Below are 24,713 nucleotides of genomic sequence, written 5' to 3'. Positions count from 1 at the left end.
GGCATGGGGCTGGTTTCCGGCGCGCGGCGGCCACGCCTGGTCAGCCGCCTTCCCGGCATATGGAAGATCAGCTGCGGCCGTAGCGGCAGGACCCTTCGGCGCCGATCGATCATTTTGGGATCACACCGGAAACCGGGTTGTCCACCACGATCAGTTCAATCGAGAATCTTCGAAATCCATTTGATCGATGGAGGGTCGATGAACTGGTTGACGACGGTATTCGACACATCAGCGAGAAGCGGCCGTACCGGGGGTGGGCTCATCACCCGCCTCGCGGCCGTACTCGCCGCGCTCCTGGTGACCATCCCCCTGGCGGGCGCGCCCGCAGCAGCAGCACCCGCCCCGATCGTCGGGGGTGAGAACCAGACCGACGCCGACGGTCTCGCCGCCGTGCTGATCGATGGCGACTACCAGTGCACGGGTTCCATTGTGAGCAACTACTGGATTCTCACCGCCCGGCACTGCCTCTACTCCGGCAGCACCCGGATCGCCGACAGTCGCATCAGCGTCCGGGTCAAGAGTATCCACTGGTACACGGGGGGCGGGGTCGTCCAGGTCGCCACCTCCCGGGTGCGCACCAACCACGACATCGCCATGCTGAAGCTCAACCGGTCGGCGAACGCCGAGTCGGTGCGGCTCCCGACCGCGACGACGACGGTGGGAGCCACCACGTACGCCTTCGGCTGGGGTCGTACCTGCCTGTCCTGCACACCGGCCCCCATCGTGCGGCGGGCGACCCAGGACGTGACCCACATCAACGGGCGCGAGGACGCGTACGGCGGCCGAGCCATCCGCACGCTGGGCCTGAACGGCAACGTGTGCTTCGGCGACTCCGGTGGACCGCTGTTCAAGCTCGTGGACGGCCTGCGCTACCAGGTGGGCGTCCTCTCCTGGGGCGACTCGTCGTGCGCGGGCAACGGTGACTACTGGGCCACCGTGCCGGACAGCCGGGACTGGATTCTGAACGTGATGGCAACCGTGTAGTCGTAGCGTCCCCGACGCCGGCCGGTGTGGCCCGGGTCCAGATCCGACCCCGGACCACACCGGCGTGGCGTCAGTAGGTGATGAAGCCGTACAGGGCCCGGTGGTTCGACTTGGTGCCGGTGACGGTGTGTCCGACGCTTGACGGCTGTACGTCACCCTTGATGAAGAGGTAGTCGATCTTGCTTGAGCCGCTCGTCGCCGCCGTGCCGTAGCCGGTCATGCCGAAGCCGCTCAGTGTGCTGGCCGCGATCCCGGTACGGTTCGCGTCGATCCCCACCACCCGGATGGTCGAGGCGTTCATCAGGCTGGTGGCGTCCGCCCCGATGTGGATTCCGGTGTTGGCGATGCCGGTGTAACCGTCGCCGGCGCAGGCGTTCTGCCGGTTTTCCTGCGGCAGGTGCATGGTCGCGGCGAACACCGTGGTGCCGGTCGCCTTGATGGTGAAGCGTGCCGCGATGGCGCTGGTCCGCTTCCACTTGTAGTAGTCGGTGCTGTCCGGGTCGCTGTTCGGCGGCTTGTAGAGCGTGCACCCGGCCCCGTTGTCGTAGGCCGTCCCGGGCTTCAACCAGCCAGCACTCCAGTACTTCGAGATGTCGCCGGCGGCCAGGCTGAGCGTCCGGGTGTTGTAGATGATCGCGTTGGTCTGCTTCTTCTTCAGGTCACCGAGCGCCTGGGAACTGCACTTGTGGGTACTTCCCCAGGGCTCCGGGTCGCTCCACGCCACGATCGCCCCGTAGGTGCCCGCCGGGTAGCCGAACTTGGCCGCCAGTTGGTCCGCGTACGCCTCGGCCTGCCCGGTGCCCCGCACCTGCTGCACGATCAGGATGTCGGGGGCCACCACACCGGCGGTCCCGGTCTTTCCGGCGTCGTCCACCAGCATCGAGGTGAGGTGGTCCGGACCGGAGATGCGCGTGCACGTCCCGTCGGAGTTGTTCGTCACCAGGTTCTCGATGTTGTTGTTGTAGACCCGCAGGACCCGGTCGGCAGCGGGGGTCACCACCTCCGCTGCCGCGTCGCCGGCCAGGGACGCTGGTGCCGCCTCCCGGGCTGCGACAGAGGTGGCGGGAAGGGCGGTGATGGCCACGACCCCGAGGAGGGCGGCCGTTCGTACTCGATGCTTGAAGGTCAAGGGGTGCTCCCATCCGCAGCCGCGGCGCTGGCCAGCTTGCCGACCCAGCGCATATATCGATCGAACCCTACATCGATCTTGACGGCTGTGGGTCAGTCGGCCCAGCGGAGGATGTTCTTGCGCCAGGCGTAGAGGATGCCCAGCGCGAGCACCGCGACGAAGATCCCCATCTCGGCCACGGTCACCAGGCCGAACCCGGGCCGGTCGAAGACCACCGCCCAGGGGAAGAGGAAAACGGACTCCACGGCGAAGAGCACATAGAGGTACGCATAGACGTAGTAGCGGATCTGCATCTGCGCCCAGTCGCCGCCGACCGGGTCGAGCCCGCATTCGTAGGCCGCCCGCTTACCGAGTGGTTCGGCGGGGCGGGCCGGCTGGAGCAACCGATTCGCGCCGAACGCGACGACGAAGAAGACGACGCTGACCAGAAGGAGGATCCCGAGCGTCGCGTAGGACCCCAGATACCCATCCATGGCCGGCAGCCTACCCGCCCGGCCCCGGCTGCGGGTCGCCGCGCAGGGCCGGATCACCCTAGGCCGCATGGCGACAACCACGGGTATCCGGTCGATCGTTCAGCGTCCCGTGGTGATCTGAATTACGACACCAGCGACATTGAGCGCTAGATAACGGACAAATGCGTCGATTCCCGCTTCCCACACGGCGGACCTGGGGGAAGGATGACCTAAGGATTCGACGTAGGCTTCTGGGGTGAAGGGCAGAGCGGGCCGCGAGCGCGTCACCCCGCCGCCGCCAGTGCTCAAGGAGGTCATGTGACCGAGCAACGCGAGGTCACCGTCGGGCTCCCCCACCGGGGCGGAGCCGAGCGGAGCGAGGTGCGACTGTGACCAAGCAGGTCCGGCAATTGGATCGGGTGGTCATCCGGTTCGCAGGCGACTCCGGTGACGGCATGCAGCTGACCGGGGACCGATTCACCTCGGAAACCGCCCAACTCGGCAACGACATCTCGACCCTGCCGAACTTCCCGGCGGAGATCCGGGCCCCTGCCGGCACCCTGCCCGGGGTGTCGAGCTTCCAGGTGCACTTCGCCGACTACGACATCCTCACCCCGGGCGACTCGCCCAACGTGCTGGTGGCGATGAACCCGGCGGCGTTGAAGGCCAACCTGGTCGACCTGCCTCGGGGCGCGGACATCATCGTCAACACCGACGAGTTCACCAAGCGCAACCTGTCCAAGGTCGGCTACCAGGTCAGCCCGCTGGAGGACGGCTCACTCGACGGTTACGCGGTGCACCCGGTCGCGTTGACCTCGATGACCGTGGGCGCGCTGGCCGAACACGCGATCTCCAAGAAGGACGCCGAGCGGGCCAAGAACATGTTCGCCCTCGGCCTGCTCTCCTGGATGTACTCGCGGCCGTACGCCTCCACGATCCGGTTCCTGGAGCGCAAGTTCGCCAAGCGGCCAGAACTGGTCGCGGCGAACATCGCTGCCTTCAAGGCCGGCTGGAACTTCGGTGAGACCACCGAGGACTTCGCGATCCGCTACGAGGTCAAGCCGGCCCGGATGCAGACCGGCACCTACCGCAACATCACCGGTAACGCGGCCCTCTCCCTGGGTCTGGTCGCCGCAGGCGTACGGTCGAAGCTGCCGGTGTTCCTCGGTGCCTACCCGATCACCCCGGCCTCGGACATCCTGCACGAGCTGAGCAAGCACAAGCGGTTCGGCGTCACCACCGTCCAGGCCGAGGACGAGATCGCCGCGATCGGCGCAGCGTTGGGTGCGTCGTACGGTGGCGCGCTCGGCGTGACCACCACCAGCGGCCCCGGCGTCGCGCTCAAGGGCGAGACCATCTCCCTGGCGGTGGCCCTGGAACTGCCGCTGGTCATCGTGGACGTGCAGCGGGCCGGACCGTCGACCGGCATGCCCACCAAGACCGAGCAGGCCGACCTCAACATGGCCTTGTTCGGCCGACACGGTGAGGCACCGATCGCCGTCATCGCCCCGAGGTCACCGGCCGACTGCTTCTACGCGGCGCTGGAAGCCGCCCAGATCGCGCTGACCTACCGCACGCCGGTGATCCTGCTGTCGGACAACTACGTGGCCAACGGCTCCGAGCCGTGGCTGCTGCCCGACGTGGCGTCCCTGCCGGACCTGACGGTCGAGTTCGCCACCGAGCCCAACGGCGAGGACGGCAAGACGTTCCTGCCGTACCTGCGCGACCCGGCCACCCTGGCCCGGCCGTGGGCCATCCCCGGCACCCCCGGTCTGGAGCACCGCATCGGTGGCCTGGAGAAGGCGGACAAGACCGGCGACATCTCGTACGACCCGGCCAACCACGATTTCATGGTGCGGACCCGAGCGGCCCGAATCGAGTCGATTCCGGTGCCGGACGTCGAGGTGGAGGACCCGGACGGCGACGCCCGCGTCCTGGTGCTCGGCTGGGGCTCGACCTACGGCCCGATCGGTGCGGCCTGTCGGGCACTGCGGCAGCGCGGCCTGGCGATCGCCCAGGCCCACCTGCGGCACCTTTCGCCGCTGCCGGCCAACCTCGGTGAGGTGCTGAAGTCGTACGACCGGGTGGTGATCCCGGAGATGAACCTGGGCCAGCTGGCCCACGTGATCCGGGCCCGATACCTGGTCGACGCGATCGCCTACAACCAGGTCCGGGGTCTGCCGTTCACCGCCACCGAGCTGGAGACGATGCTGGAAGAGGTCGTGAAGAATGCCTGAGCCCGTCGCTGTCAAGCTCACCACCAAGGACTTCAAGTCCGACCAGGAGGTGCGCTGGTGCCCCGGCTGCGGCGACTACGCGATCCTCGCCGCGGTGCAGTCGTTCCTGCCGGAGCTGGGCATCCCGCGCGAGCGGATCACGTTCGTCTCCGGGATCGGCTGCTCGTCGCGCTTCCCGTACTACATGAACACGTACGGGATGCACTCGATCCACGGCCGCGCGCCGGCCATCGCCACCGGCCTGTCGGTGTCCCGCCCGGACCTGTCGGTCTGGGTGGTGACCGGTGACGGCGACGCGCTGTCCATCGGCGGCAACCACCTGATCCACGCGCTGCGCCGCAACGTCAACCTGAAGATCCTGCTCTTCAACAACCGGATCTACGGGCTGACCAAGGGCCAGTACTCCCCCACCTCCGAGGTCGGAAAGATCACCAAGTCGACCCCGGTCGGCTCGGCGGACGCCCCGTTCAACCCGCTGTCGTTGGCGCTGGGCGCGGAGGCCACCTTCGTGGCCCGGACCATCGACTCGGACCGTAAGCACCTCCAGTCGGTGCTCCGGGCGGCGGCCGAGCACCAGGGCTCGGCGTTCGTGGAGATCTACCAGAACTGCAACATCTTCAACGACGGTGCCTTCGACCAGCTCAAGGAGCCGGCGACCCGGGACGACTACCTGATCCGTCTGGAGCACGGCCAGCCCATTACCTTCGGTAAGGACGGCCAGTTCTGCGTGGTGCACCCGCCGGGCGGGTTCGGCCTGGCGGTCCGGGAGACCGCCTCGGTGGACCCGGCCGACATCCTCACCCACGACGCGACGGTGGCCGACCCGGCGTACGCATTCGCCCTGTCCCGGCTGCCCGACCTCGACCTGCGGAACACTCCGATCGGCGTGTTCCGGCAGGTGGATCGTCCCACCTACGACGAGGTGGTGCAGGAGCAGGTGGAGACCGCCAAGGCGAAGGCCACCGGTACGCCGGAGGAACTGCTCACCGAGCTGCTGCACTCCGGCGACACCTGGACGATCGACTGACCGAAGCGCGATGTGATCAAGAGGTTTGCGTCATGAGTCTGGCTACGACCTGACGCAAACCTCTTGATCGACGCGAAGGGTGGCGGTCAGCTGGCCGCCGGGGCGGGTGACCGTTCGTCCCGGACGTAGACCAACATGTCGCCGGTCTCGATCGTTCCGCCGCCCGGATCGGCCAGGGAGACCACCTTGCCGCGCCGGACCAGGGCGATGACCAGCGTCTCCAGCTCGCGGGGGGAACGGCCGACCTCGTCCCGGTTGGCCGAGCGCATGGCCAGCGCCATGCCCTGACCGGGCGAGAGCAGGTCCTCGACGACGTCGATGAGCGGCGGTGCCGAGGTCGACAGTCCCAGCAGCCGGCCGGCGGTCGCCGAAGAGACGATGACGTGGTGCGCCCCGCTCTGCTTGAGCAGTGGCGCGTTCTCCGCCTCCCGTACGGCGGCGATGATCCGGACCTGCCCGACGGTGAGCTGCCGTACGGTCAGCGTCACCAGTACGGACGCGTCGTCCGTGTCCGCCGCGATGATCACCGCTTTGGCGTTACGGACGTGTGCCTCGTCGAGCACCGCCGACCGGGTGGCCGATCCTTCGATCGCCACCAGTCCGGCCGAGGTGGCCTGGCGTACGACGGCGGGGTTGCGCTCGACCACGACGATGCGCGACTTGTCGAAGCCGGTCTCCAGCAGGGCGGAGATGGCGCTGCGGCCCTTGGTGCCGTAGCCGCAGACGATGACGTGGTCCTTCACGTTCTTCCTCCACCGCGTCGTGCGCAGGCTGGTGCGGTACTGCTCGGTCAGGACTTCCAGGGTGGTGCCGACCAGGATGATCAGGAAGAGCACCCGGGCGGGGGTGACCACCAGGACGTTCACCAATCGGGCGCTGCCCGACACCGGGGTGATGTCGCCGTACCCGGTGGTCGAGAGCGTGACCACGGCGTAGTAGAAGCAGTCGAGCAGGGTCAAGCCGTCTTCGTTGACGTCCCGATAGCCGTCCCGGTCGAAATAGACGACCCCAACGATGATCAACACGAGGGCGAGCGCCGCGAAGAGCCGCAGGCTCAACGCACGCAACGGACTCTTGCGTACGACCGGAAAGTGGATCACTTCTCGTCCCGCTCCGCCCCCGCTTGCGCCTGCACGTGCACACCATAGTCCGTACCCGCGCCGGAAGCCGCGTTCAGCCCGTCGGGTCACACCGAGGAGGGCTTGCGTTCCACGGGACTCTATGAAAATTTCCTTCTGAGCGGCGGCGGTCGAGCGGCGAATCTTGCCGACTCGGCGTGGTGGTACCGAGTCGTGACTCGGGGCCACCGCCCGGCACAGCCGGCCCAGCCGCATTGAACCCTGACCCGGGAGCCCCAATGAAGGGACACACCGAATGAAGGCACATCGGCTCAGAGCCGCCGGGGTGGCCGTAGCGCTCCTCGGCGCGCTCGTCGCCGCCACACCCGCGAGCGCCGCCCCCGCGCCCGCGGCATCGGACCCGACCAGCAACAGCACCACCTGCCAGCCCGACCCGGCCACGCCGAAGCGACAGTTCCGGGCCATGTGGATCGCCTCGGTAGTCAACATCGACTGGCCGACCAAGGCGTCCTACACCGCACCGGACCGGATCGCCACCCAGAAGGCCGAGTACCAGGGCTGGCTCGACCTCGCCCAGCAGCTCAACCACAACGCGGTGGTCGTGCAGGTCCGCCCCACCGCCGACGCGTTCTGGCCGTCGCCGCACGAGCCCTGGTCGGAGTTCCTGACCGGAGTACGCGGCCAGGACCCGGGCTGGGACCCGCTGGCCTACCTGGTCGACGAGGCGCACAAGCGCAACCTGGAGTTCCACGCCTGGTTCAACCCGTACCGGATCTCCATGCCGGACGGTGCCGGCGCCGACCTGGACAAGCTCGCCCCCGGCCACCCGGCCCGGCAGAACCCGGACTGGGCGGTCGCCTACCCGGTCAACGCCGCCGGCTCGCGGCTCTACTACAACCCGGGCATTCCCGAGGTACGGCAGTTCGTGCAGACCGCGATGATGGACGCCGTCAACCGGTACGACATCGACGGCGTGCACTTCGACGACTACTTCTACCCGTACCCGGCGGCCGGGCAGGACTTCGGCGACCAGGCCACCTTCGAGCAGTACGGTGGCGACTTCACCAACAAGGCGGACTGGCGGCGGCACAACATCGACCTGCTGGTGCAGGAGATGGGCCAGAAGATCAAGGCCGCGAAGCCGTGGGTGAAGTTCGGGGTCAGCCCGTTCGGCATCTGGCGCAACAAGGGCACCGACCCGCTCGGCTCGGACACCAACGGCACCCAGTCCTACGACGCCAACTTCGCCGACACCCGCAAGTGGGTCAAGGAGGAGTGGATCGACTACATCGTGCCGCAGGTCTACTGGAACATCGGCCTGGCCGTCGCCGACTACGCCAAGCTGGTGCCGTGGTGGTCTGAGGTCGTACGCGGCACGAAGGTCCAGCTCTACATCGGACAGGCCGACTACAAGATCGGTGAGCCCGGTCAGCCGGCCGCCTGGCAGGACCCGGCCGAGATGTCCCGGCACCTGACCCTCAACCGGGACTACCCGGAGGTGGCCGGCAACGTCCACTTCAACGCCACCCAGATCCGGCTGAACAAGCTGGGCGCGACCGACATCTACGCCGCCGAGCACTACTCCCGGCCGGCGCTGGTGCCGACCATGTCGCACCTGCCGGCGAAGCCGCTGCTGTTCCCGGTGGTCACCGGGGCGACGCGGCAGGCCGACGGGGTCCGGTTGAGCTGGCAGCAGCCGGCCGACGGGCTCGGACCGTTCGGCAAGGCCACCTCGTACGCGGTCTACCGCTTCGACGGCACCGCCGTGCCCGGCAAGTGCGGCTTCGCTGACGCCGCGCACCTGGTCGGCACGGTACGCGCGACCGGCACCGGAGTTCAGTCCTACCTGGACGCCACCGCCGAACCGGGCAAGCGCTACACCTACCAGGTGACCACGCTCGACCGGCTCTACAACGAGAGCACGCCGAGCCTGCCGCGCTTCGTCCGCTGACCAACGCTGAGGCCGAGCTGAACCGTCATGGCCAGGCTCGGCCTCAGCGCTGTTCCTTGTGTTCCCGCCGGTCAGCAACCTGGGGCTGGGCATCCGATGGGGGCCGGGACCGGGGGGCTGGTGGCTCCGCCACGGAGAACCGGACAGAGCCGCTGACCAGGTCGGGATGTTCCACCGCCAACGCGACAGCCGCCGCCTCGGCCAGGCTCAACTCCGTCCCCTCGGCGTAGGCGACGTCGAAGGCGGGGTCACCCAACTCCGTACGGAGTTTGGCCTGCTCCGCCAACCAGTAGGCGCCGAACACCCCTGGCCTACGATGCATCACCGACCGGGTACGGGCAGCCGCCCCGAACAGCCGGGCGGCGGTCACCGGCTCACCACCGGCCGCACACCGCACCGCGATCGCGTTGATCGTGTCGCAGGCCCGCCCGTGGAAGCCGCTGCTCATTCGGGAGCGCAACGCGACCACCAGATGGTCGTGCGCAGCCACCAGATCCCCCCGAGCCAGCGCCACCATGCCGAGCAGCATGTCGACCGAGCGCCGGGCCCGTTCCACCGGCCGCACCGCCTCCACCGGGCGGGCCGCCCCCAGCAACTCGGCCGCCTCGTCCAGTGCGCCCCGCTGCCAGAGCAGCTCGGCGAGGCTGTAGACGGCGAAGAGCGCGTCACCGGAGACGTCGTTGCGCCGCGCCCAGTCGATGGCCTCCCGACAGACCCGCTCCGCCTCGGTCCGCTGCCCCATGTCGATCAACGGCGAGGCGCGGCCGGCGAGCACCCGGGCGAGCAGGCCAGCATCATCCGCCTGCCGAGCGGCACTCTCCGCCTGCTTCGAGAAGCGCAGCTCCTCGGCGAACTCACCATCGGCCCCGGCGTGCATCGAATGCATGTGGTACGCCATCGCCACCTCTGCCTCGGGAACCGGTTCCCGGGTTTCGGCGATCCGCCCGTAGAGCCGGAACAACCACAACCGCCCCTCCCGGGCCAGTCCACGTTCCCGCCACCACTGATCCAACGCCCCGGCCAGCTTGAGCCCGCCCCGGGCACTGCCCCCGGTGGTCGTCCATCGCAACGCGGCACGCAACTCGTCGGCGAGCGGGTCGAGGGCGTACAACGACAGGGTCACCGGACGCTCGTCCGGACCGAGATAGGCCCGCTGCACCGCGTTCAACGACCAGGCCACGTGCCGGTCCCGGGCGTTCTTCTCCTCACCGGCGTCGACCAGTCGCCGGGCGGCGTAGGCCCGGATCGGGTCGAGCATCCGGTAGGTGATGCCGGCGGCGGTCGGCTCGGCCTGGAGCATCGACTTGTCCACCAGCACCGAGAGCGGGTCGAGCGGATCGTCGTTCAGCAGCCACTCCACCGTCGCCAGATCGACCGGCCCGGAGAAGACCGCCAGCCAGCGCAGCAGCCGAGCGGCACGCGGCCCCAGCGTGCGGTACGACCAGGTGACGGTCGCCTCCATCGTGACGTGCCGCTGGGTGGCGGTCCGATGGGCGGCCCGAGCCTCCGGCGGAGGTGCCGCACCGAACGCCGCAGCGGTCAACTCGACCGTGTCGTGCTGGTTCGCCACCCATCGACTGTCGGCGACCGGTGGCGGCTCTGGCTCCTCCCGTCCGGCGTCCAACACGCCCAGCACGTCGTCCAGCCGCTCGGCGAGCTGGTTGGCGGAGAGCACCCGTAGTCGGGCGGCGGCGAGTTCGATCGCCAACGGCAGCCCATCCAGGCGGGCCACCACCCGTTGCAGGTCGACTGCCTCGGCCGGGCCGGCCCGGCGGCCGCCCCGGGCCGCCGCCGTACGGTCCAGCAGCAATGCGATCGCGTCGCTCGGCGTACCGCCCGGTCCGGGGTGCACCGACAGTGGCGGAATCCGCCACACCACCTCACCGGGCAGGCCGAGTGGCTCCCGGCTGGTGGCCAGCACCCGTACGCCGCTGCCACCGGTGAGCAGCCGCGCGGCAACCTCGGCCGATGCCGCAGACTGCGCGTCGCAGGTGTCCAGCAGGATGAGCATCCGCCGGGACGCTACATATTCCACGAGGGTGTCGGCCATCGGCCGACCCGGTTCCGAACGCAGACCGAGCACGGCGGCGATCGCGAAGGCGACCAGCCCCGGGTCGGTCACCGTCGCGATGTCGACGAACCAGACCCCATCCGGGTACGTGTCGACGACTCCGCTGGCCAGCTCGACCGCCATCCGGGTCTTGCCGGCCCCACCCGCCCCGACCACGGTGACCAGGCGATGGTCGTTCACCAGGCGCCCCAACTCGGCTCGTTCCCCCTGCCACCCCACGAACGAGGTGATCTGGATCGGCAGGTTGTGTGGCACCGATTCGGCGGTACGGGGGCGGGGAAACTGTCGTTCCAGGCCGGGGGCGACCAGTTGGAAGAGCCGTTCCCGGTCGTCGAAGCCACGTAGCCGGTGCAGGCCGAGGTCGAGCAGGGTGGCTCCGGCCGGCAATGGTGTGGCGTGCCGGGCGGTCGCACCGGAACAGAGCACCTGCCCGCCGTGGGCGGCGGCGGCGACCCGGGCGGCCCGATGCACCTCGGCACTGGCGTACTCGCCAGCCAGTGGCTCGGCGTGGCCGGTGTGTAGCCCCATCCGGACCCGGGGAGCCGCCTCCGGTGTCGGCCACTCGTGGTTGGACAGTGCCCGCTGTGCGGCCAGGCATGCGTCGAGCGCGGCGGTGGCTGTGTCGAACGCAACGAAGAAGGAGTCGCCCTCGGTCAGCAGCTCCGTGCCCTCGGCCGCGGTCAACGTGTCACGGAGCAGTCGCCGATGCTCGCTGAGCACCGGGCGATAACCCGTACCGAGCATCTGGGCCAGCCTGGTGGAGCCCTCGATGTCGGTGAACATAAAAGTCACCAGCCCACTCGGCAGGTGGATCCGTGCCGACATGCGTGGAACCTCCGCCCCTGGAGTCGCGTTCATGCTGCCGCATGACCAAGCGATTACGCATCGTAAGAACGGACGCGCGGGCCCGACCCAAGGTGCCAACCGGTGACGACGTGCGGACAGAGCGAATTGGAATCAACTCACTGTGTTCAGAACGCTACGGCCATTGACCGGCCGGCGTTGCGCTGTCAGCAGCCACAACCTCCGCCGCAACAGCCACCGCCCCCGCCCGGTGCCGGCTCCCGCCCGACACCGCCTCGACCGGTCACGGCGACCGTCGAAAGCAGCTTGACGGTATCGGCATGCCCCTGCGGGCAGGTTGCCGGCGCGGATGACTGCGCCATCGGACGGTCGATTTCAAAGGTGTCGCCGCAGGCTCGGCAGCGGAACTCGTACCGGGGCATGCCCACAAGGGTACGACCGGACCTGACGGCATCGCCGCAATAGGTAATACTCGACGCGTGGCGGACGGCGAGGAGACCCCGAAGATTCGGCGCCTGCGTCCCGGCGCGCCGGAAGCCGATGCGACAGCGGTCGAGGCGGATTCCGGTCCGGACACCGCCAAGCGCGACACCAAGCCAGTGGCCCCAAAGTCGGCTGCCAGCAAGCCGACTGACGTAAAGTCGGACAATTCAAGTTCGAGCGATGCAGAGCCGGCCAAAACAGAGCCAGGCGCCGCAAAGCAAGCCAAGACAGAGCCGGACAGCAGCCAGCCGGACGACGCAAAGCAAGCCAAGACAGAGCCGGACAGCAGCCAGCCGGACGACGCAAAGCCAGCCGAAGTCAAGCCGGCCGAAGCCGAGCCGGCCGGCACTGAGTCGAACGACGGCAAACCAGCCGCGGCAGCATCGGATCCGGACGCTGTGTCCGGCGCAGGTTCAGCAACGGGCGGCCGCCGTCGCCGCGTTCGGGTGCCCTTCGCCCATGCCGTACGCCGGATCCCACCACCCCGGCAGGCCGCCGTCGCCACTGGCCGGGCGGTACGTGCCTGGTCCCGACGGCCCAGCGGCCGACTGACCCTGCCCGCCCTCATGCTGCTCGCGCTCGTCGCGGCGACCGGCACGGCTGGTGCGGTCCTCGTTCCGGCTACCGCCTCCGCACCCCGGGTCACGGCCAGCCCCACCGCGACCGACGCTGGTGCCCAGTGGCCGGTACCGCTGGACCCCGACCTGTCCCCGGGGCCGGTGGGTCCGACCGGATCGCCCAGTGCCCTGCCCACCGGTGGGACCAGCGGCCGTACCATCGACATGCTCGCCAACTGGGCCCAACAGACCGGCATCCGGATCAGCGTCTCCCCCATCGCCATGCAGGCGTACGGGTATGCCGAACTGGTCCTCGCCCAGACCAAGCCCTCGTGCCGGCTGAGCTGGACCACACTGGCCGCGATCGGTTCGGTCGAGTCCAACCACGGCCAGCACAACAACGCGCAGCTCCAACCCGACGGCCAGGCCCTGCCCAAGATCTTCGGCCCGCCGCTGACCGGCACCGGCGGCACTCAACGGATCATGGACACCGATCGCGGTGCCCTGGACGGCGACACCACCTACGACCGGGCGGTCGGTCCGATGCAGTTCATCCCGAGCACCTGGCAGATTCATGGGGCCGACGCCGACAACGACGGGGCGAAGAACCCGCACAACATCAACGATGCGGCACTTGCGGCCGGTAACTATCTGTGCGCCGGCAGCCGGGATCTCTCCACCGCTCGGGACTGGTGGAACGCCATCCTCTCCTACAACGACGTGCGGGCATACGCACAGTCGGTGTTCGACACCGCCAACCGGTACGGCATCACCAGCCGCACTTGACATCCTCTCCGCACTAAACGGCGGAGACTCCCTCCACGCTGCGCGTGGAACACGCGGCGTCCGGGTGGGTTACCGCTTCACGGCGCGGTGCCGGGACGAACCATCCGTCCAAGGTTGCCGTGGCCCGGCTGGTCAACAGCCTCAAAGGCGTCTCGTCGCACCACCCGCAGCAGAAGTTCCCCGACCTCGTACGCCACCACCACTGAACCAACAAGCTGTGGGCGGGCTGGTACTTTGCAGGCTCAGTGGGCGGGGCACCGCTGAACGTCGCGAAACAGGACATCAAGCAGCAGAACCGCCCGGTTTACGGCACTGTTCGGGCCTTGACGACCCTTCCAGCACGGGCCTTCACCCCGCTCTGAAGCTGAAGGACGGAGCACTGGCCCGCACAACCGGTAGCGTGAAGACTCGCACACCTTGGAGAACTGGGCACTTCCGCCCGGCTCTGGTTAGCGGCAAGCTGTACGGGTGATGGTGCGCGAGTGGGACCCTCGGACCGCGTCGTCGGACGAGATCGAGTCGTTGCTGCACACTCTCAACGCGGCGCTGGCGGCGGACCTACCAGACGATCCCCCCTGGCAGGCCAGCTCGCTACGGGAGTACCTCGTCGAGGTGATGCCCGGTTCCCGGCGGATCGCCTGGATCGCCGAGGAGGGACCCGACGCGCAGGCAACGTCGGGTCGCATCCTTGGCTACATCCATGTCCTGCTGCTCGGGGACATCGGAGTCATCGAGGTGCTGGTGCACCCCGACGTGAGACGCCAGGGGGTGGGTCGACAGCTGCTAACCAAGGCTGCCCGACGCACCTACCAGGAGGGATTCTCCGCGCTCGGGGTGGAGGTCGTCGGTGGCACTCCGGCCGTCGGCTTCTATGAGGCCCTCGGCTTCGACCGGGAATTCCTGGAGAACCGCAGCGTCCTGCGGCTGTCCGAGGTGGACTGGCCGGCGCTGGAGAAGATGGCTGGCGGCATCGGCGACGGCTACCGGGTCGAGTTCTACCCCGGCGGCCCACCCCATCCGCTGATCGAGGCGTACGCCCAGGCCAAGGCGGAACTACGCGACGTCGATGACGGCGACCTCGACCTCCGCCCGAGTTCCGTCGACCCGGAACGGTTACGGGACAGCCTCGACTGCCTACATCGCCGGGGCATGAAGCCCTACATCGTGCTCGCCATCGAGGAGAGCAGCGGTGCGGTGGCCGGCCTGACCGAGGTCGTCGTACCCGCCCAGCATCCCACCCGTGCCGACCAGTACGACACGATCGTCGTCCGGCAACACCACGGGCACGGTATCGACCGGGCGATCAAGGCACGGATGCTGCTCGAACTCCGCTCGGCCGAACCGGAGCTGGCCGAGGTACAAACGTGGAACGCCCAGTCCAACGAGGCGATGCTCCAGGTCAACGCCGAACTCGGCTTCCAATCCGATCGGGACTGGTGCGAATACGCCGCCGATGTCGCGGTCCTGGTGCATCACCTGGACGCCACCCGCTGACGGTCCGATCGACCGTCCTAGACGCCACCCGGGCCATCGTCCAGTCCGCTTTCCGGCCCGCTTTCCAGTCCGCCTGGGCCCTTGGGCCGCGCTTCTGGGCTGCCCAGGATGGACGTCGCAGGAAGCCACGCCTTAACGTGCTCTAGGTTTTGTCCGTACCCTGTGGAGGCCGTATGCGCCCGCGTCGCCATACCCACTCGTCGCCGTCCGGGCGACGTACGTCATCCAGACGTCCGAGCCGAACGCTCACCGCGCTGGCCACCGTCACCGCCGCCAGTCTCACCGTCGTGGGACTGAGCCCGGTCGCGGCCAGCGCCGCCCCGACCGATCTGTTCATCTCCGAGTACGTCGAAGGCTCTTCCAACAACAAGGCCATCGAGCTCTACAACGGCACCGGTGCCGCCATCGACCTCGCCGCCGCTGGTTACCGGTTGCAGCTCTACTTCAACGGGTCCACCAACCCGACCGACTTTCCACTCACCGGCACGGTCGCCGCCGGCGACGTGTTCGTCTTCGCACACTCCGCCTCGGCGGCGGCCATCCTGGCCCAAGCCGACCAGACCACCGGGACCGGCCTGTTCAACGGGGACGACGCGGTCGTACTGCGGGCCGGCGACCGGCTGGTGGACTCGCTCGGCCAGGTCGGCACCGACCCGGGCAGCGAATGGGGCAGCGGGCTGACCAGCACCGCCGACAACACGCTGCGCCGGAAGCCCACGGTCACCACCGGCGACACCGATCCGACCGACGCCTTCGACCCGGCGACGCAGTGGACCGGCCTGCCGACTGACACCTTCGACGGGCTGGGCACACACACGATCGACGACGGTGGTCCGGTCGACCAGCCGGCCACCCTGGTCTGCGGCGATGCCCTGGTCACGTCACTGGGCACCGCGGCCACCCGCGAGGTCACCGCGACCGACCCGGACGACACCATCGTCGACCTGGCGATCACCGCCGTGACCCCGGCACCCGCCACCGGTTCGATCTCCCGTACCTCGCTCACCCCCGCCGACCAGGTCGGCGGTACGGCGCGGGCGGTGCTCACCGCAAGCGCCGACCTGCCCGCCGGCTCCTACTCGGTGACCGTGACCGCGACCGACACCGACGGTACGACCAGCAGCTGTCCGCTGACCGTCCAGGTCACGACCGTGCTGACCGTCGGCGAGGTGCAGGGGCAGACCCTGGACACCGAGTCCGGCCCGGCTGACCGCTCCCCGCTGGCCCCCGCCTCGGGTAACGGCACGAGCAGCGACCGCTACGACGTCCGGGGCGTCATCACCCAGCGCACCCTGGCCCGCACCTCGGCCGGGGTCGACCAGCACGGCTTCTTCCTGCAGAGCCGGCTCTCCGACCGGGACGGCGACCCGACCACCTCGGACGGCATCTACGTCTTCATGGGCGCCAACACCAGCCTGATCGGCGGCTACGTGCCGACCGTCGGCGACGAGGTGGTGCTGCGGGCCCGGGTTTCCGAGTACTACAACATGACCCAGCTTTCCGGTGCCTCGTTGGTGAACCGGCTCGCCACCGGCCTCGACGTGGACACCGAGGTCGAGGTGACCGATACGGTGCCGCCGGCCGACCTGGCCGCCGCCGAACGGTTCTGGGAACGGCACGAGGGCGCCCGGCTCCGGGTCCGCGCCGGTAGTGGCGCGGTCAGCGGCCGGAACGTCTTCGCGTCCACCGCTGACGCGGAGATCTGGCTGGTCGACCGGGACGATCCGCTGCTGGACCGGGCCGACCCGTACGCCGCCCGGGTCTTCCGGGACACCCATCCGCTGGACAACGACCCGAGCCGCCTCTTCGACGACGGCAACGGTCAGCGGATCATGCTGGGCAGCATGGGTGTGAAGGGCCGTACCGGGGACAACACGACGCTGCTCCCGTCGGCCCGTACCTTCGACAAGCTCACCGCCGACGCGGTGGGCGGGCTCTACTACTCGTTCGAGAAGTACGGCGTACAGGTCGAACAGGCGAACTTCGGTGCTGGAGCCGACCCCGCCGCCAACCACCCGCCGCGCCCGGCCGACCGCAACCGTGAGCTGGCCGTCGCGACGTACAACGTGGAGAACCTGTACGACTACCGCGACGACCCGTTCGACGGCTGTGACTTCACCGGCAACAGCGGATGCCCCGGGGTGCGGCCGCCGTTCGACTACGTTCCGGCCAGTGCCGAGGAGTACGCCGCACAGTTGGCCGCGCTCGCCGACCAGATCGTCAAGGACCTGCACGCGCCGGATCTGCTGCTGGTGCAGGAGGCCGAGGACCAGGACATCTGCTCGGTCTCCGGGGCGACCCTGGTCTGCGGGGACACCAACGACGCCGACGGTGCGCCGGACACCCTCCAGGAGTTGGCGCTGGCGGTAGCAGCTGCGGGCGGTCCGGCCTACGCGGCGGCGTACGACCGCAGCGGTGCCGACGCCCGGGGTATCACCTCGGGATTCCTCTACCGCACCGACCGGCTGTCGCTGGCCCCGGCCGACGCGGCCGACCCGGTGCTCGGGGCGACGCCGACGGTGCAGTACCGGTCCGCCGGTCTGCCCAGCAACGCTGAGGTGCAGAACCCGAAGACCCTCAACGCAGTCCTGCCGGAGGATGTGGACCGCTCGACCGGGGTGGACGGCTCCAACGTCTTCACCCGGGCACCCCAGGTGGCCAAGTTCTCGGTGGCCGCCGCTCCCGGCTCGGCCGACCGGTTCACCCTGTGGGCGGTGAGCAACCACTACTCGTCCGGGCCGGACAGTCGGGTTGGGCAGCGCCGCGAGCAGGCGGCGTACGGCGCGGCGATCGTGCAGGCGATCGAGGCGGCGGACGCGCACGCCCGGGTGGTGTACGGCGGGGACCTGAACGTCTTCCCCCGCCCGGACGACCCCATCGCCACCGCGGCGAACCCGACCCCGTCCGACCAGCTCGCCCCGCTCTACGACGCGGGCCTGCGTAACCTCTGGGACGACCTGGCCGCCGACGCCCCGGCTTCGGCCTACTCGTACGTCTTCGACGGGCACGCGCAGACGCTGGACCACCTGTTCGTCAACGGTCCCCTGTACGGCGACCTGATCGAGATGCGGGCGGCGCACATCAACGCCGACTGGCCGGCCGATCACGAGGCTGACGGGTCCCGGGGTTCCAGCGACCACGATCCGCAGGTGGCCCGCTTCCACTCCCGGCCGGCGGTGTCGGTGGCCGACGTCTCGGTGGTCGAGGGCGACCAGGGCAGCACCCCGATGGTCTTCACGGTCGAGGTGTCGCGCCCGCTGTCCCAGCCGGTACGCCTCTGCGCGACGGCGCTGGGGGTGACTGCCATGCCCGGCAGTGACTTCAAGTGGTTCGCCGAGTGCCGCACGCTCGCCGCTGGACAGACCTCGGTCACCTTCACGGTGACGGTCCAGGGCGATCGCAAGCGGGAGGCGGACGAGAAGCTGCTCTTCACCGTCGTCGGTGAGCCGTCGGTGCGGCTGGCCGACCCGCTCGCCATCGGCACCATCAGCAACGACGACTAGCCAGCGCAGCGTGAACGACGACTAGCCGGGTCAAGCCGGTGTGTGCGGCCGGTGGGGGCGAACTCCTCGCCCTCATCGGCCGGATGCCGGTCGGGGAAGCCCCGTCGGACGCCGGTCGGTGAAACAAAGATCCGGTCCCTGGCCACCCGCCATTGCAGTGGCGGTGTGGTCGGGGACCGGATTTCGTTGACTATCGGACGCCCGGAGCCGTCAGGAGCGCTCGCGCAGCAGGCGGGCGGCCTCGGTCGCCCAGTAGGTGAGGATGATCTGTGCGCCGGCCCGCTTGATCGAGGTCAGCGTCTCCAGGATGACCCGCTCCCGGTCTATCCAGCCGTTGGCGGCCGCCGCCTCGACCATCGCGTACTCGCCGGAGACCTGGTAGGCGGCGACCGGCACGTCCACCTCGGCCCGCACTGCGGCGAGCACGTCGAGGTAGGGCAGCGCCGGCTTCACCATGACCAGGTCGGCACCCTCGGCGACGTCCAACCGCACCTCGCGCAGCGACTCCCGAAGGTTGGCCGGGTCCTGCTGGTAGCTGCGCCGGTCGCCCTCCAACGCCGACTCGACCGCGTCCCGGAACGGTCCGTAGAACGCCGAGGCGTACTTCACCGCGTACGCCAGGATCGAGACGTCCTGGTGGCCGGCGGCGTCCAGCGCCCGGCGTACCACGCCGACCTGGCCGTCCATCATGCCGGAGGGCCCGACCACATGGACCCCGGCGGCGGCCTGGGCCACCGCCATCTCGGCGTACGCGGCCAGCGTCGCGTCGTTGTCCACGCTGCCGTCCGGGGCGAGCAGCCCGCAGTGCCCGTGCGAGGTGAACTCGTCCAGGCAGAGGTCGCTCATCACCACGGTCGCGTCGCCGACTTCGGCAACCACGTCCCGGATGGCCACATTGAGGATGCCGTTCGGTCTACAGCCGGCCGAACCGGTCTCGTCCCGGTTCTCCGGTACGCCGAAGAGCATGATGCCCCCGATGCCGGCCTGCACCGCCTCGACGGCCGCCTTGCGCAGCGAGTCCCGGGAGTGTTGCACCACCCCGGGCAGGGAGGCGACCGGCCGAGGGTCGGTCAGCCCCTCCCTGACGAACATCGGCAGCACCAACTCGGCCGGTGCCACCCGAGTTTCCTCGACCAGCCGCCGCAGCGCCGGGGTACGGCGTAGCCGGCGGGGCCGGATGTCCGGGTAGGACATGATGATGCGCCTCCTCGTAGCCGGTCCTTACTACCGGAACCGCAGGGCGGTGGGGCCCTGCACCTTGGAGCCACGGCGCTGCTTGGCCGGCATCGCTGCCAGCTTTTCCCGCAGTTCCACCGCGTACGCCGCGAGCGCCTCGACCAGGTCGGGCACGGACGCGTGCCCCGGCTGGACGTCGACCCGCAGACCGAATTCCGTCGCCGTCTCGGCCGTCTTCGGGCCGATCACCGCGACCACGGTACGGGCGTGCGGCTTGCCGGCGATGCCGACCAGGTTCCGCACGGTCGAGGACGAGGTGAACAGCACCGCGTCGAACCCGCCCGACTTGATCGCGTCGCGGATCTCGGCCGGCGGCGGGGCGGCCCGTACGGTCCGGTAGGCGGTGACGTCATCGACCTCCCAGCCCCGCTCGGTGAGCCCGGCGGCCAGGGTCTCGGTCGCGATGTCGGCGCGCGGCAGCAGCACCCGGCCGACCGGATCGAGGATCTCGTCGTGCGGCGAGAACTCGGCCAGCAGCCCCTCGGAGGACTGCTCGCCGGAGGGGATCAGCTCCGGCTGGATGCCGAAGGCGCGGACTGCCTCGGCGGTGGCCTCACCGATACAGGCGATCTTGACGCCGCCGAAGTGCCGGGCGTCCAGACCGTGCTCGCCGAACTTCTCCCACACGGCGCGTACGGCGTTGACCGAGGTGAAGACCACCCAGGCGTACCGGCCATCGACCAGGCCCTTGACCGCCCGCTCCATCTGGGCCGGGGTCCGGGGCGGCTCGACCGCGATGGTCGGCACCTCGCACGGGATCGCCCCGTACGCCCGCAGCCGGGCGCTCATCACGCCGGCCTGCTCCTTGGTGCGGGGCACCAGCACCTTCCAGCCGTACAGCGGGCGGTTCTCCCACCAGCTCAGCTTGTCGCGCTCGGTGACGCCCTCGCCGAGGGTGAGTACGACGCGGCCGGTGAAACCGAGCGCGGCGGCCACGAAGCTGTCCACGGTCGACGTGGTGGTGTACTGCGTCTCGCCGGTGCCGTCGCCGGTCACGCCGACCGGGGTCGAGCCGTCGACCCCGGCGGCCAGCAGGCCGTCCCGGATCGCGGCAAGGTCACCGGCGTCCACCGCCAGGGCGAGCGAGCCCCGGCCAACCGCCGTGGCCAGCGCCTCGAAGTCCAGTCCGGCGACGTCGTCGACGTCGGCCACCGTCCGTACGCCCGGCAGCGGCACCCCGGCGTACGTGGCGACGCCCTCGGCCTGGCCGACGCCCGGCACTACCTCGAAGTGTGCGGCGGTACGGGCGACCGCCTGCACCTCCTTGACCACCGCGTCGTGGCCGAACGGGTCACCGGCGACCAGGTGCACCGCCGACAGGCCGGAGCGGGCTGCCGAGAGCAGCACCTTCGCCACGTCACCGGGGGCGCCCTCGGCTGGCGTGAACTGCGCGTCCTCCTTGGCCTGGGCGCGGATGGCGTCGAGCAGCGAGTCGGGTACGCCCCGGTCGTACACCACCTGGTCCGCTTCGACCAGAGCGTCGTGCGCCCGGCGGGTCAGCAGGCCCGGGTCGCCGGGTCCAGCCCCGACGAACGCGATGCGGCCTGCGGGCTTACGGGTGGTGCGGGTCATTCTGTGCTCCCAAACTGCTGGGTCCTCGCGCCGGCGTCGTTGTGCGGGCCGAGGATCGAGTCGGCGCCGAGGTCGAGGAGTTCGGCGGCGAGTGCCTTGCCGATCTCCGCCGCGTCGGCGGGCGTTCCGGTGCGGGACAGCCGGAGGTCACGAGCCCCATCCGGGCTGATCACCGCCCCGCGCAGGTAGATCTCCTCACCGTCGTCGCCCTCGGCGACTTCGGCAAATGCGGCGACCGGTGCGCTGCACCCGGCCTCCAGGGTGGCCAGCAACGCCCGCTCCGCGGTGACCGCGGCCCGGGTCGGTGCATGGTCGAGTACGGCCAGCAGCTCGACCAGGTCTGGTTCGTCGATCCGGCACTCCACCGCGAGCGCGCCTTGGGCCGGCGCGGGCAGCATCAGCATCGGATCGAGCGTTTCGGTGATCACGTCGGCACGGCCGAGCCGGGTCAGACCGGCGCGGGCCAGTACCACCGCGTCGAGGTCGGCGTCCGGGCCGAGGACCCGGCCGAGCCGACTATCGACGTTACCTCGGATCGGGGTGACGGACAGTTGCAACCCGAGCGCGTGTAGCTGGGCGATCCGGCGGAGCGCCCCGGTGCCGATGGTGGCCCCCGGGGGCAGTTCGGCCAGGGTACGACCGTCGCGGGCGACCAGGGCGTCGCGCGGGTCCTCCCGGTGCGGTACGGCGGCGATGTGCAGACCGGGGTGACTGGCGGTGGGCAGGTCCTTGTACGAGTGGACCGCGAAGTCGATCTCCTGGGCGACCAGCGCGTCGCGCAGCGCCGAGACGAACACCCCGACCCCCAGCCGGTGCACCGGGGCACTGGACTGGTCACCGGCAGTGAGGACGGTCACCAGTTCGACCTTCCGGCCGGTGGCGGCCTGGACCGCGTCGGCGACCCGCTGCGACTGGGCCAGGGCCAGTGCGCTGCCTCGGGTACCGAGCCGAAGTGCTCTCATCGTCCACCTCCGGATGGGTCTGGGGCAGTACCGGCCGTAAGGTCGAAAACAGTGCCGGCCGTAAGGTCGGAAAGAGTGCCGGTCTTGAGGTCGGGAGCAGTGCCGTCCGTAAGGTCGGGAACGGTGTCGGCCGGTGCGCTCTGCGGCACCTCAAGGTCGAACAGTTCCCGCAGTAGGGCGGTGTACTGATCACCACCGGGTTCGGCGGCAAGTTGCCGGACCCGTACGGTCGGCGAGTGCAGCAGCCGCTGCACCACCCGGTGCACGGTGCGCGCCACCTCGGCCCGCTGGTCGTCGGTCAGGTCCGATCGACGCTGGTGGAGTCGACGCAGCTCGGCGCTGACCACGTCCTCGGCCCGACTACGCAGGGCGGCCACGGTCGGCGCGACGTCGGCACCCCGCAGCCAGGCCAGGAAGGTCTCCACCTCATTGGTGACGATCTGGGCGACGGCGCTGGTGTCGGCGGTGGCCGGGCTGTCGGTGAGCTGGCTGGCCAGCCCGTCGATGTCGACGACGGCGATACCGGGCAGGGTGCCCACTCCAGGCTCGACGTCGCGGGGCAGCGCGAGGTCGATGACGACCAGCGGGGCGGCGCCCTGGGCGGTACGCCGGCCCACTACCTGGGCCATCAACTCCTGGGTGAGCACCGGTTCCGTGGACGCGGTGGCCGCCACTATGATGTCTACAGTGGACAGCGCGCCGGACAGTTCGGTGAACGGTATCGCCGTCGCCCCGTACGACTCGGCCAGCCGAGCGGCCCGGTCGGCCCCCCGGTTGGTGACGGTCAGCGGGCCGACGCCGAGCCGGGAAAGGGTGGCGACGGTCAACGCGCCCATCGCCCCGGCACCGATCACCAGCGCCGGACGACCGGCGAGCCCGCCTTCGAAATGGGTGGCGGCGACGTCGAGCGCGGCGGTGACGACGCTCTGGCCGGCCCGGTCGATGTCGGTCTCGGTATGGGCCCGCTTTCCCACCCGTAGCGCCTGTTGCATGAGTTCGTGCAGCAGACGACCGGCCGAGTCGGCGGCGGTAGCAACGTGGTAGGCGTCCCGAAGTTGACCGAGGATCTGCGCCTCGCCGACCACCATCGAGTCGAGCCCGGAGGCGACCCGGAAGACGTGGTCGACCGCCGCCCCGTCGTAGTGCACGTAGAGGTGGTTGGCCAGCACCGCCGGAGCGCAGCCGGCCTGGCCGGCGAGCACCGCGCAGATGTCGCCGAGACCACCGTGGAAGCCGGAGACAGCCGCGTAGACCTCCACCCGGTTACAGGTGGAGACCACCACTGCCTCGCCCACGTACGGCTGGGCGACCAGTCGGTGCAACATGTCGGGAAGATCCCCTGGGGATACCGCCAACCGCTCCAACGTGGCGACCGGGGTGGCGCGGTAGGAGGCGCCAACGACGAGCAGCTTCATGTGGCGACCGCTTCCTGCACCCCGGTGCCGGTAAGCCCGATCGGCACCGACGGCAATCCCGGTCCGGGGGTGGCAGGCAAGGCGGTAAGGGAGGCCTTGCGATGCTCATGAAAGGAGAGAATCTGCAGCTCGATAGCGAGATCGACCTTGCGTACGTCCACCCCCTCGGGGACGGAGAGCACACACGGGGCAAAGTTGAGGATGCTCGTCACCCCGACCGTGACCAACTGGTCGGCGACGCTCTGTGCGGCAGCGGCCGGGGTGGCGATCACACCGATCGCGATCGGTTCCTCGGCGGCGATTCGGGACAGGTCGTCGACGTGTTGGACGACCAGGCCGTTGATCTCCTCGCCGACCCGCTCGGGGTCGGCGTCGAGGAGGGCGACGATGCGGAAGCCACGACTGGCGAAGCCGGCATATCCCGCCAGGGCGTGACCAAGGTTACCCACGCCGACGAGCGCAACCGCCCGACGTTGGGTGAGTCCGAGCACGAACTCGATCTGCTCGATCAACAGGGCGACGTCGTAGCCCACGCCCCGAGTGCCGTAGGAGCCAAGGTGGGAGAGGTCCTTGCGGAGCTTGGCGGAGTTGACGCCGGCCGCCGCGGCCAGGCCCTCGCTGGAGATGGTGTCGTTACCCCGCTCGGCGAGGTGATGCAGGGCACGGAGATACTCAGGGAGCCGGGCAACCGTCGCCTCGGGTAGATCCGGAAGCGCCGGTACGACGCTGGCGCGGCCGGCCGCGCCTGTCGGGCGGTGCTGACTCATGTGACTCCGTGCGGTGCGGTCCTCGACCAGCCGGACAAGCGGGTCGTTGAGGCAATCCCGCCGACAGCGTCGATAACCGGCTGTGTTAACGGGCCTCGTCTGCGTATCAGAGTAGGCGCTTGTGAAGACGTGCACAAATCGCGATCTTGTAAGACCGCCACACGGCTTCACCAGGAACTCCATTCACAAGATCGCTTTCGTAAC

The 24,713-nt window shown here is 69.5% G+C and carries 17 protein-coding genes; 7 read left to right on the top strand and 10 right to left on the bottom strand.

The annotated features are described in order from the left end of the window. Nucleotides 1-198: 198 nt before the first annotated feature. Nucleotides 199-984: a S1 family peptidase gene (locus tag ACWDV4_RS02575; protein WP_449974272.1), complete on the top strand. Its 786-nt coding sequence runs from the start codon at nt 199-201 to the stop codon at nt 982-984. 70 nt (nt 985-1,054) lie between these two features. Here the strand turns inward: ACWDV4_RS02575 and ACWDV4_RS02570 are convergent, their stop codons facing one another. Both ACWDV4_RS02570 and ndhC read right to left on the bottom strand, forming a co-directional pair. Continuing rightward, nucleotides 1,055-2,113 (bottom strand): hypothetical protein, encoded by a 1,059-nt coding sequence (locus ACWDV4_RS02570; RefSeq protein ID WP_449974270.1) that lies wholly within the window; start codon nt 2,111-2,113, stop codon nt 1,055-1,057. Between the two features lie 92 nt (nt 2,114-2,205). Then, nucleotides 2,206-2,586, bottom strand: a complete 381-nt coding sequence (ndhC, locus tag ACWDV4_RS02565; RefSeq protein ID WP_449974268.1) for an NADH-quinone oxidoreductase subunit A — start codon at nt 2,584-2,586, stop codon at nt 2,206-2,208. A 368-nt stretch (nt 2,587-2,954) separates the two neighbouring features. On the opposite strand from ndhC, the gene ACWDV4_RS02560 reads away from it, so the two are divergent. Both ACWDV4_RS02560 and ACWDV4_RS02555 read left to right on the top strand, forming a co-directional pair. Next, nucleotides 2,955-4,802 (top strand): 2-oxoacid:acceptor oxidoreductase subunit alpha, encoded by a 1,848-nt coding sequence (locus tag ACWDV4_RS02560; RefSeq protein WP_449974267.1) that lies wholly within the window; start codon nt 2,955-2,957, stop codon nt 4,800-4,802. Continuing rightward, nucleotides 4,795-5,829 (top strand): 2-oxoacid:ferredoxin oxidoreductase subunit beta, encoded by a 1,035-nt coding sequence (locus ACWDV4_RS02555; protein WP_449974265.1) that lies wholly within the window; start codon nt 4,795-4,797, stop codon nt 5,827-5,829. The genes ACWDV4_RS02560 and ACWDV4_RS02555 overlap by 8 nt, the downstream gene beginning before the upstream one ends. A gap of 86 nt (nt 5,830-5,915) precedes the next feature. Here ACWDV4_RS02555 and ACWDV4_RS02550 read toward each other — a convergent pair whose 3' ends face one another. Next, nucleotides 5,916-6,929 carry a potassium channel family protein gene (locus ACWDV4_RS02550; protein WP_449974263.1) on the bottom strand — a complete coding sequence of 338 codons (1,014 nt, stop codon included), beginning with the start codon at nt 6,927-6,929 and terminating at the stop codon, nt 5,916-5,918. A 274-nt stretch (nt 6,930-7,203) separates the two neighbouring features. On the opposite strand from ACWDV4_RS02550, the gene ACWDV4_RS02545 reads away from it, so the two are divergent. Then, nucleotides 7,204-8,859 (top strand): glycoside hydrolase family 10 protein, encoded by a 1,656-nt coding sequence (locus tag ACWDV4_RS02545; protein WP_449974262.1) that lies wholly within the window; start codon nt 7,204-7,206, stop codon nt 8,857-8,859. Nucleotides 8,860-8,902: 43 nt separating this feature from the next. On the opposite strand, the gene ACWDV4_RS02540 is transcribed toward ACWDV4_RS02545, so the two are convergent. Then, on the bottom strand, nt 8,903-11,755 hold the full coding sequence (locus tag ACWDV4_RS02540) for an ATP-binding protein (RefSeq protein ID WP_449974261.1): 2,853 nt from the start codon (nt 11,753-11,755) through the stop codon (nt 8,903-8,905). Between the two features lie 185 nt (nt 11,756-11,940). Beyond that, entirely contained in the window at nt 11,941-12,156 is a 216-nt protein-coding gene (locus ACWDV4_RS02535; RefSeq protein ID WP_449974260.1) for an FmdB family zinc ribbon protein, read from the bottom strand. 507 nt (nt 12,157-12,663) lie between these two features. On the opposite strand from ACWDV4_RS02535, the gene ACWDV4_RS02530 reads away from it, so the two are divergent. From ACWDV4_RS02530 to ACWDV4_RS02520, 3 genes are all read left to right on the top strand, one after another. Then, nucleotides 12,664-13,560 carry a lytic transglycosylase domain-containing protein gene (locus tag ACWDV4_RS02530; protein ID WP_449974258.1) on the top strand — a complete coding sequence of 299 codons (897 nt, stop codon included), beginning with the start codon at nt 12,664-12,666 and terminating at the stop codon, nt 13,558-13,560. A gap of 471 nt (nt 13,561-14,031) precedes the next feature. Then, complete coding sequence (locus tag ACWDV4_RS02525; RefSeq protein ID WP_449974657.1) at nt 14,032-15,054, top strand: GNAT family N-acetyltransferase; 1,023 nt, start codon at nt 14,032-14,034, stop codon at nt 15,052-15,054. Between the two features lie 173 nt (nt 15,055-15,227). Beyond that, entirely contained in the window at nt 15,228-18,557 is a 3,330-nt protein-coding gene (locus ACWDV4_RS02520) for a lamin tail domain-containing protein (RefSeq protein WP_449974257.1), read from the top strand. A 210-nt stretch (nt 18,558-18,767) separates the two neighbouring features. Here the strand turns inward: ACWDV4_RS02520 and hemB are convergent, their stop codons facing one another. The 5 genes from hemB to ACWDV4_RS02495 are packed head-to-tail and all read right to left on the bottom strand — an operon-like array spanning nt 18,768 to nt 24,509. After that, complete coding sequence (hemB, locus tag ACWDV4_RS02515) at nt 18,768-19,751, bottom strand: porphobilinogen synthase (RefSeq protein WP_449974256.1); 984 nt, start codon at nt 19,749-19,751, stop codon at nt 18,768-18,770. 30 nt (nt 19,752-19,781) lie between these two features. After that, a complete protein-coding gene (locus ACWDV4_RS02510; RefSeq protein WP_449974254.1) occupies nt 19,782-21,365 on the bottom strand; it encodes a uroporphyrinogen-III synthase in 1,584 nt (527 codons plus the stop codon). After that, nucleotides 21,362-22,327, bottom strand: coding sequence for a hydroxymethylbilane synthase (gene hemC, locus ACWDV4_RS02505; protein ID WP_449974252.1), 966 nt, complete (start codon nt 22,325-22,327; stop codon nt 21,362-21,364). Before hemC ends, ACWDV4_RS02510 begins: the two co-directional genes overlap by 4 nt. Then, a complete protein-coding gene (locus tag ACWDV4_RS02500) occupies nt 22,324-23,742 on the bottom strand; it encodes a glutamyl-tRNA reductase (RefSeq protein WP_449974250.1) in 1,419 nt (472 codons plus the stop codon). Before ACWDV4_RS02500 ends, hemC begins: the two co-directional genes overlap by 4 nt. Continuing rightward, nucleotides 23,739-24,509 carry a redox-sensing transcriptional repressor Rex gene (locus tag ACWDV4_RS02495; protein ID WP_449974249.1) on the bottom strand — a complete coding sequence of 257 codons (771 nt, stop codon included), beginning with the start codon at nt 24,507-24,509 and terminating at the stop codon, nt 23,739-23,741. Before ACWDV4_RS02495 ends, ACWDV4_RS02500 begins: the two co-directional genes overlap by 4 nt. Between the last annotated feature and the right edge of the window lie 204 nt (nt 24,510-24,713).

It is taken from the genome of Micromonospora sp. NPDC003197 (genome assembly GCF_053590565.1).
The sequence above is the reverse complement of the archived record's forward strand: the minus strand, read 5'-3'. Positions and strand labels throughout refer to the sequence as shown.

Excerpts from the sequence above, each read along its gene's own strand:
- ACWDV4_RS02545 (WP_449974262.1), top strand. The coding sequence starts at position 7,204 with ATGAAGGCACATCGGCTCAGAGCCGCCGGGGTGGCCGTAGCGCTCCTC.
- ACWDV4_RS02540 (WP_449974261.1), bottom strand. The coding sequence starts at position 11,755 with ATGTCGGCACGGATCCACCTGCCGAGTGGGCTGGTGACTTTTATGTTC.
- ACWDV4_RS02495 (WP_449974249.1), bottom strand. The coding sequence starts at position 24,509 with ATGAGTCAGCACCGCCCGACAGGCGCGGCCGGCCGCGCCAGCGTCGTA.
- ACWDV4_RS02500 (WP_449974250.1), bottom strand. The coding sequence starts at position 23,742 with ATGAAGCTGCTCGTCGTTGGCGCCTCCTACCGCGCCACCCCGGTCGCC.
- hemC (WP_449974252.1), bottom strand. The coding sequence starts at position 22,327 with ATGAGAGCACTTCGGCTCGGTACCCGAGGCAGCGCACTGGCCCTGGCC.
- ACWDV4_RS02555 (WP_449974265.1), top strand. The coding sequence starts at position 4,795 with ATGCCTGAGCCCGTCGCTGTCAAGCTCACCACCAAGGACTTCAAGTCC.
- ACWDV4_RS02510 (WP_449974254.1), bottom strand. The coding sequence starts at position 21,365 with ATGACCCGCACCACCCGTAAGCCCGCAGGCCGCATCGCGTTCGTCGGG.
- ACWDV4_RS02520 (WP_449974257.1), top strand. The coding sequence starts at position 15,228 with ATGCGCCCGCGTCGCCATACCCACTCGTCGCCGTCCGGGCGACGTACG.
- ACWDV4_RS02525 (WP_449974657.1), top strand. The coding sequence starts at position 14,032 with ATGGTGCGCGAGTGGGACCCTCGGACCGCGTCGTCGGACGAGATCGAG.
- ndhC (WP_449974268.1), bottom strand. The coding sequence starts at position 2,586 with ATGGATGGGTATCTGGGGTCCTACGCGACGCTCGGGATCCTCCTTCTG.
- hemB (WP_449974256.1), bottom strand. The coding sequence starts at position 19,751 with ATGTCCTACCCGGACATCCGGCCCCGCCGGCTACGCCGTACCCCGGCG.
- ACWDV4_RS02575 (WP_449974272.1), top strand. The coding sequence starts at position 199 with ATGAACTGGTTGACGACGGTATTCGACACATCAGCGAGAAGCGGCCGT.
- ACWDV4_RS02535 (WP_449974260.1), bottom strand. The coding sequence starts at position 12,156 with ATGCCCCGGTACGAGTTCCGCTGCCGAGCCTGCGGCGACACCTTTGAA.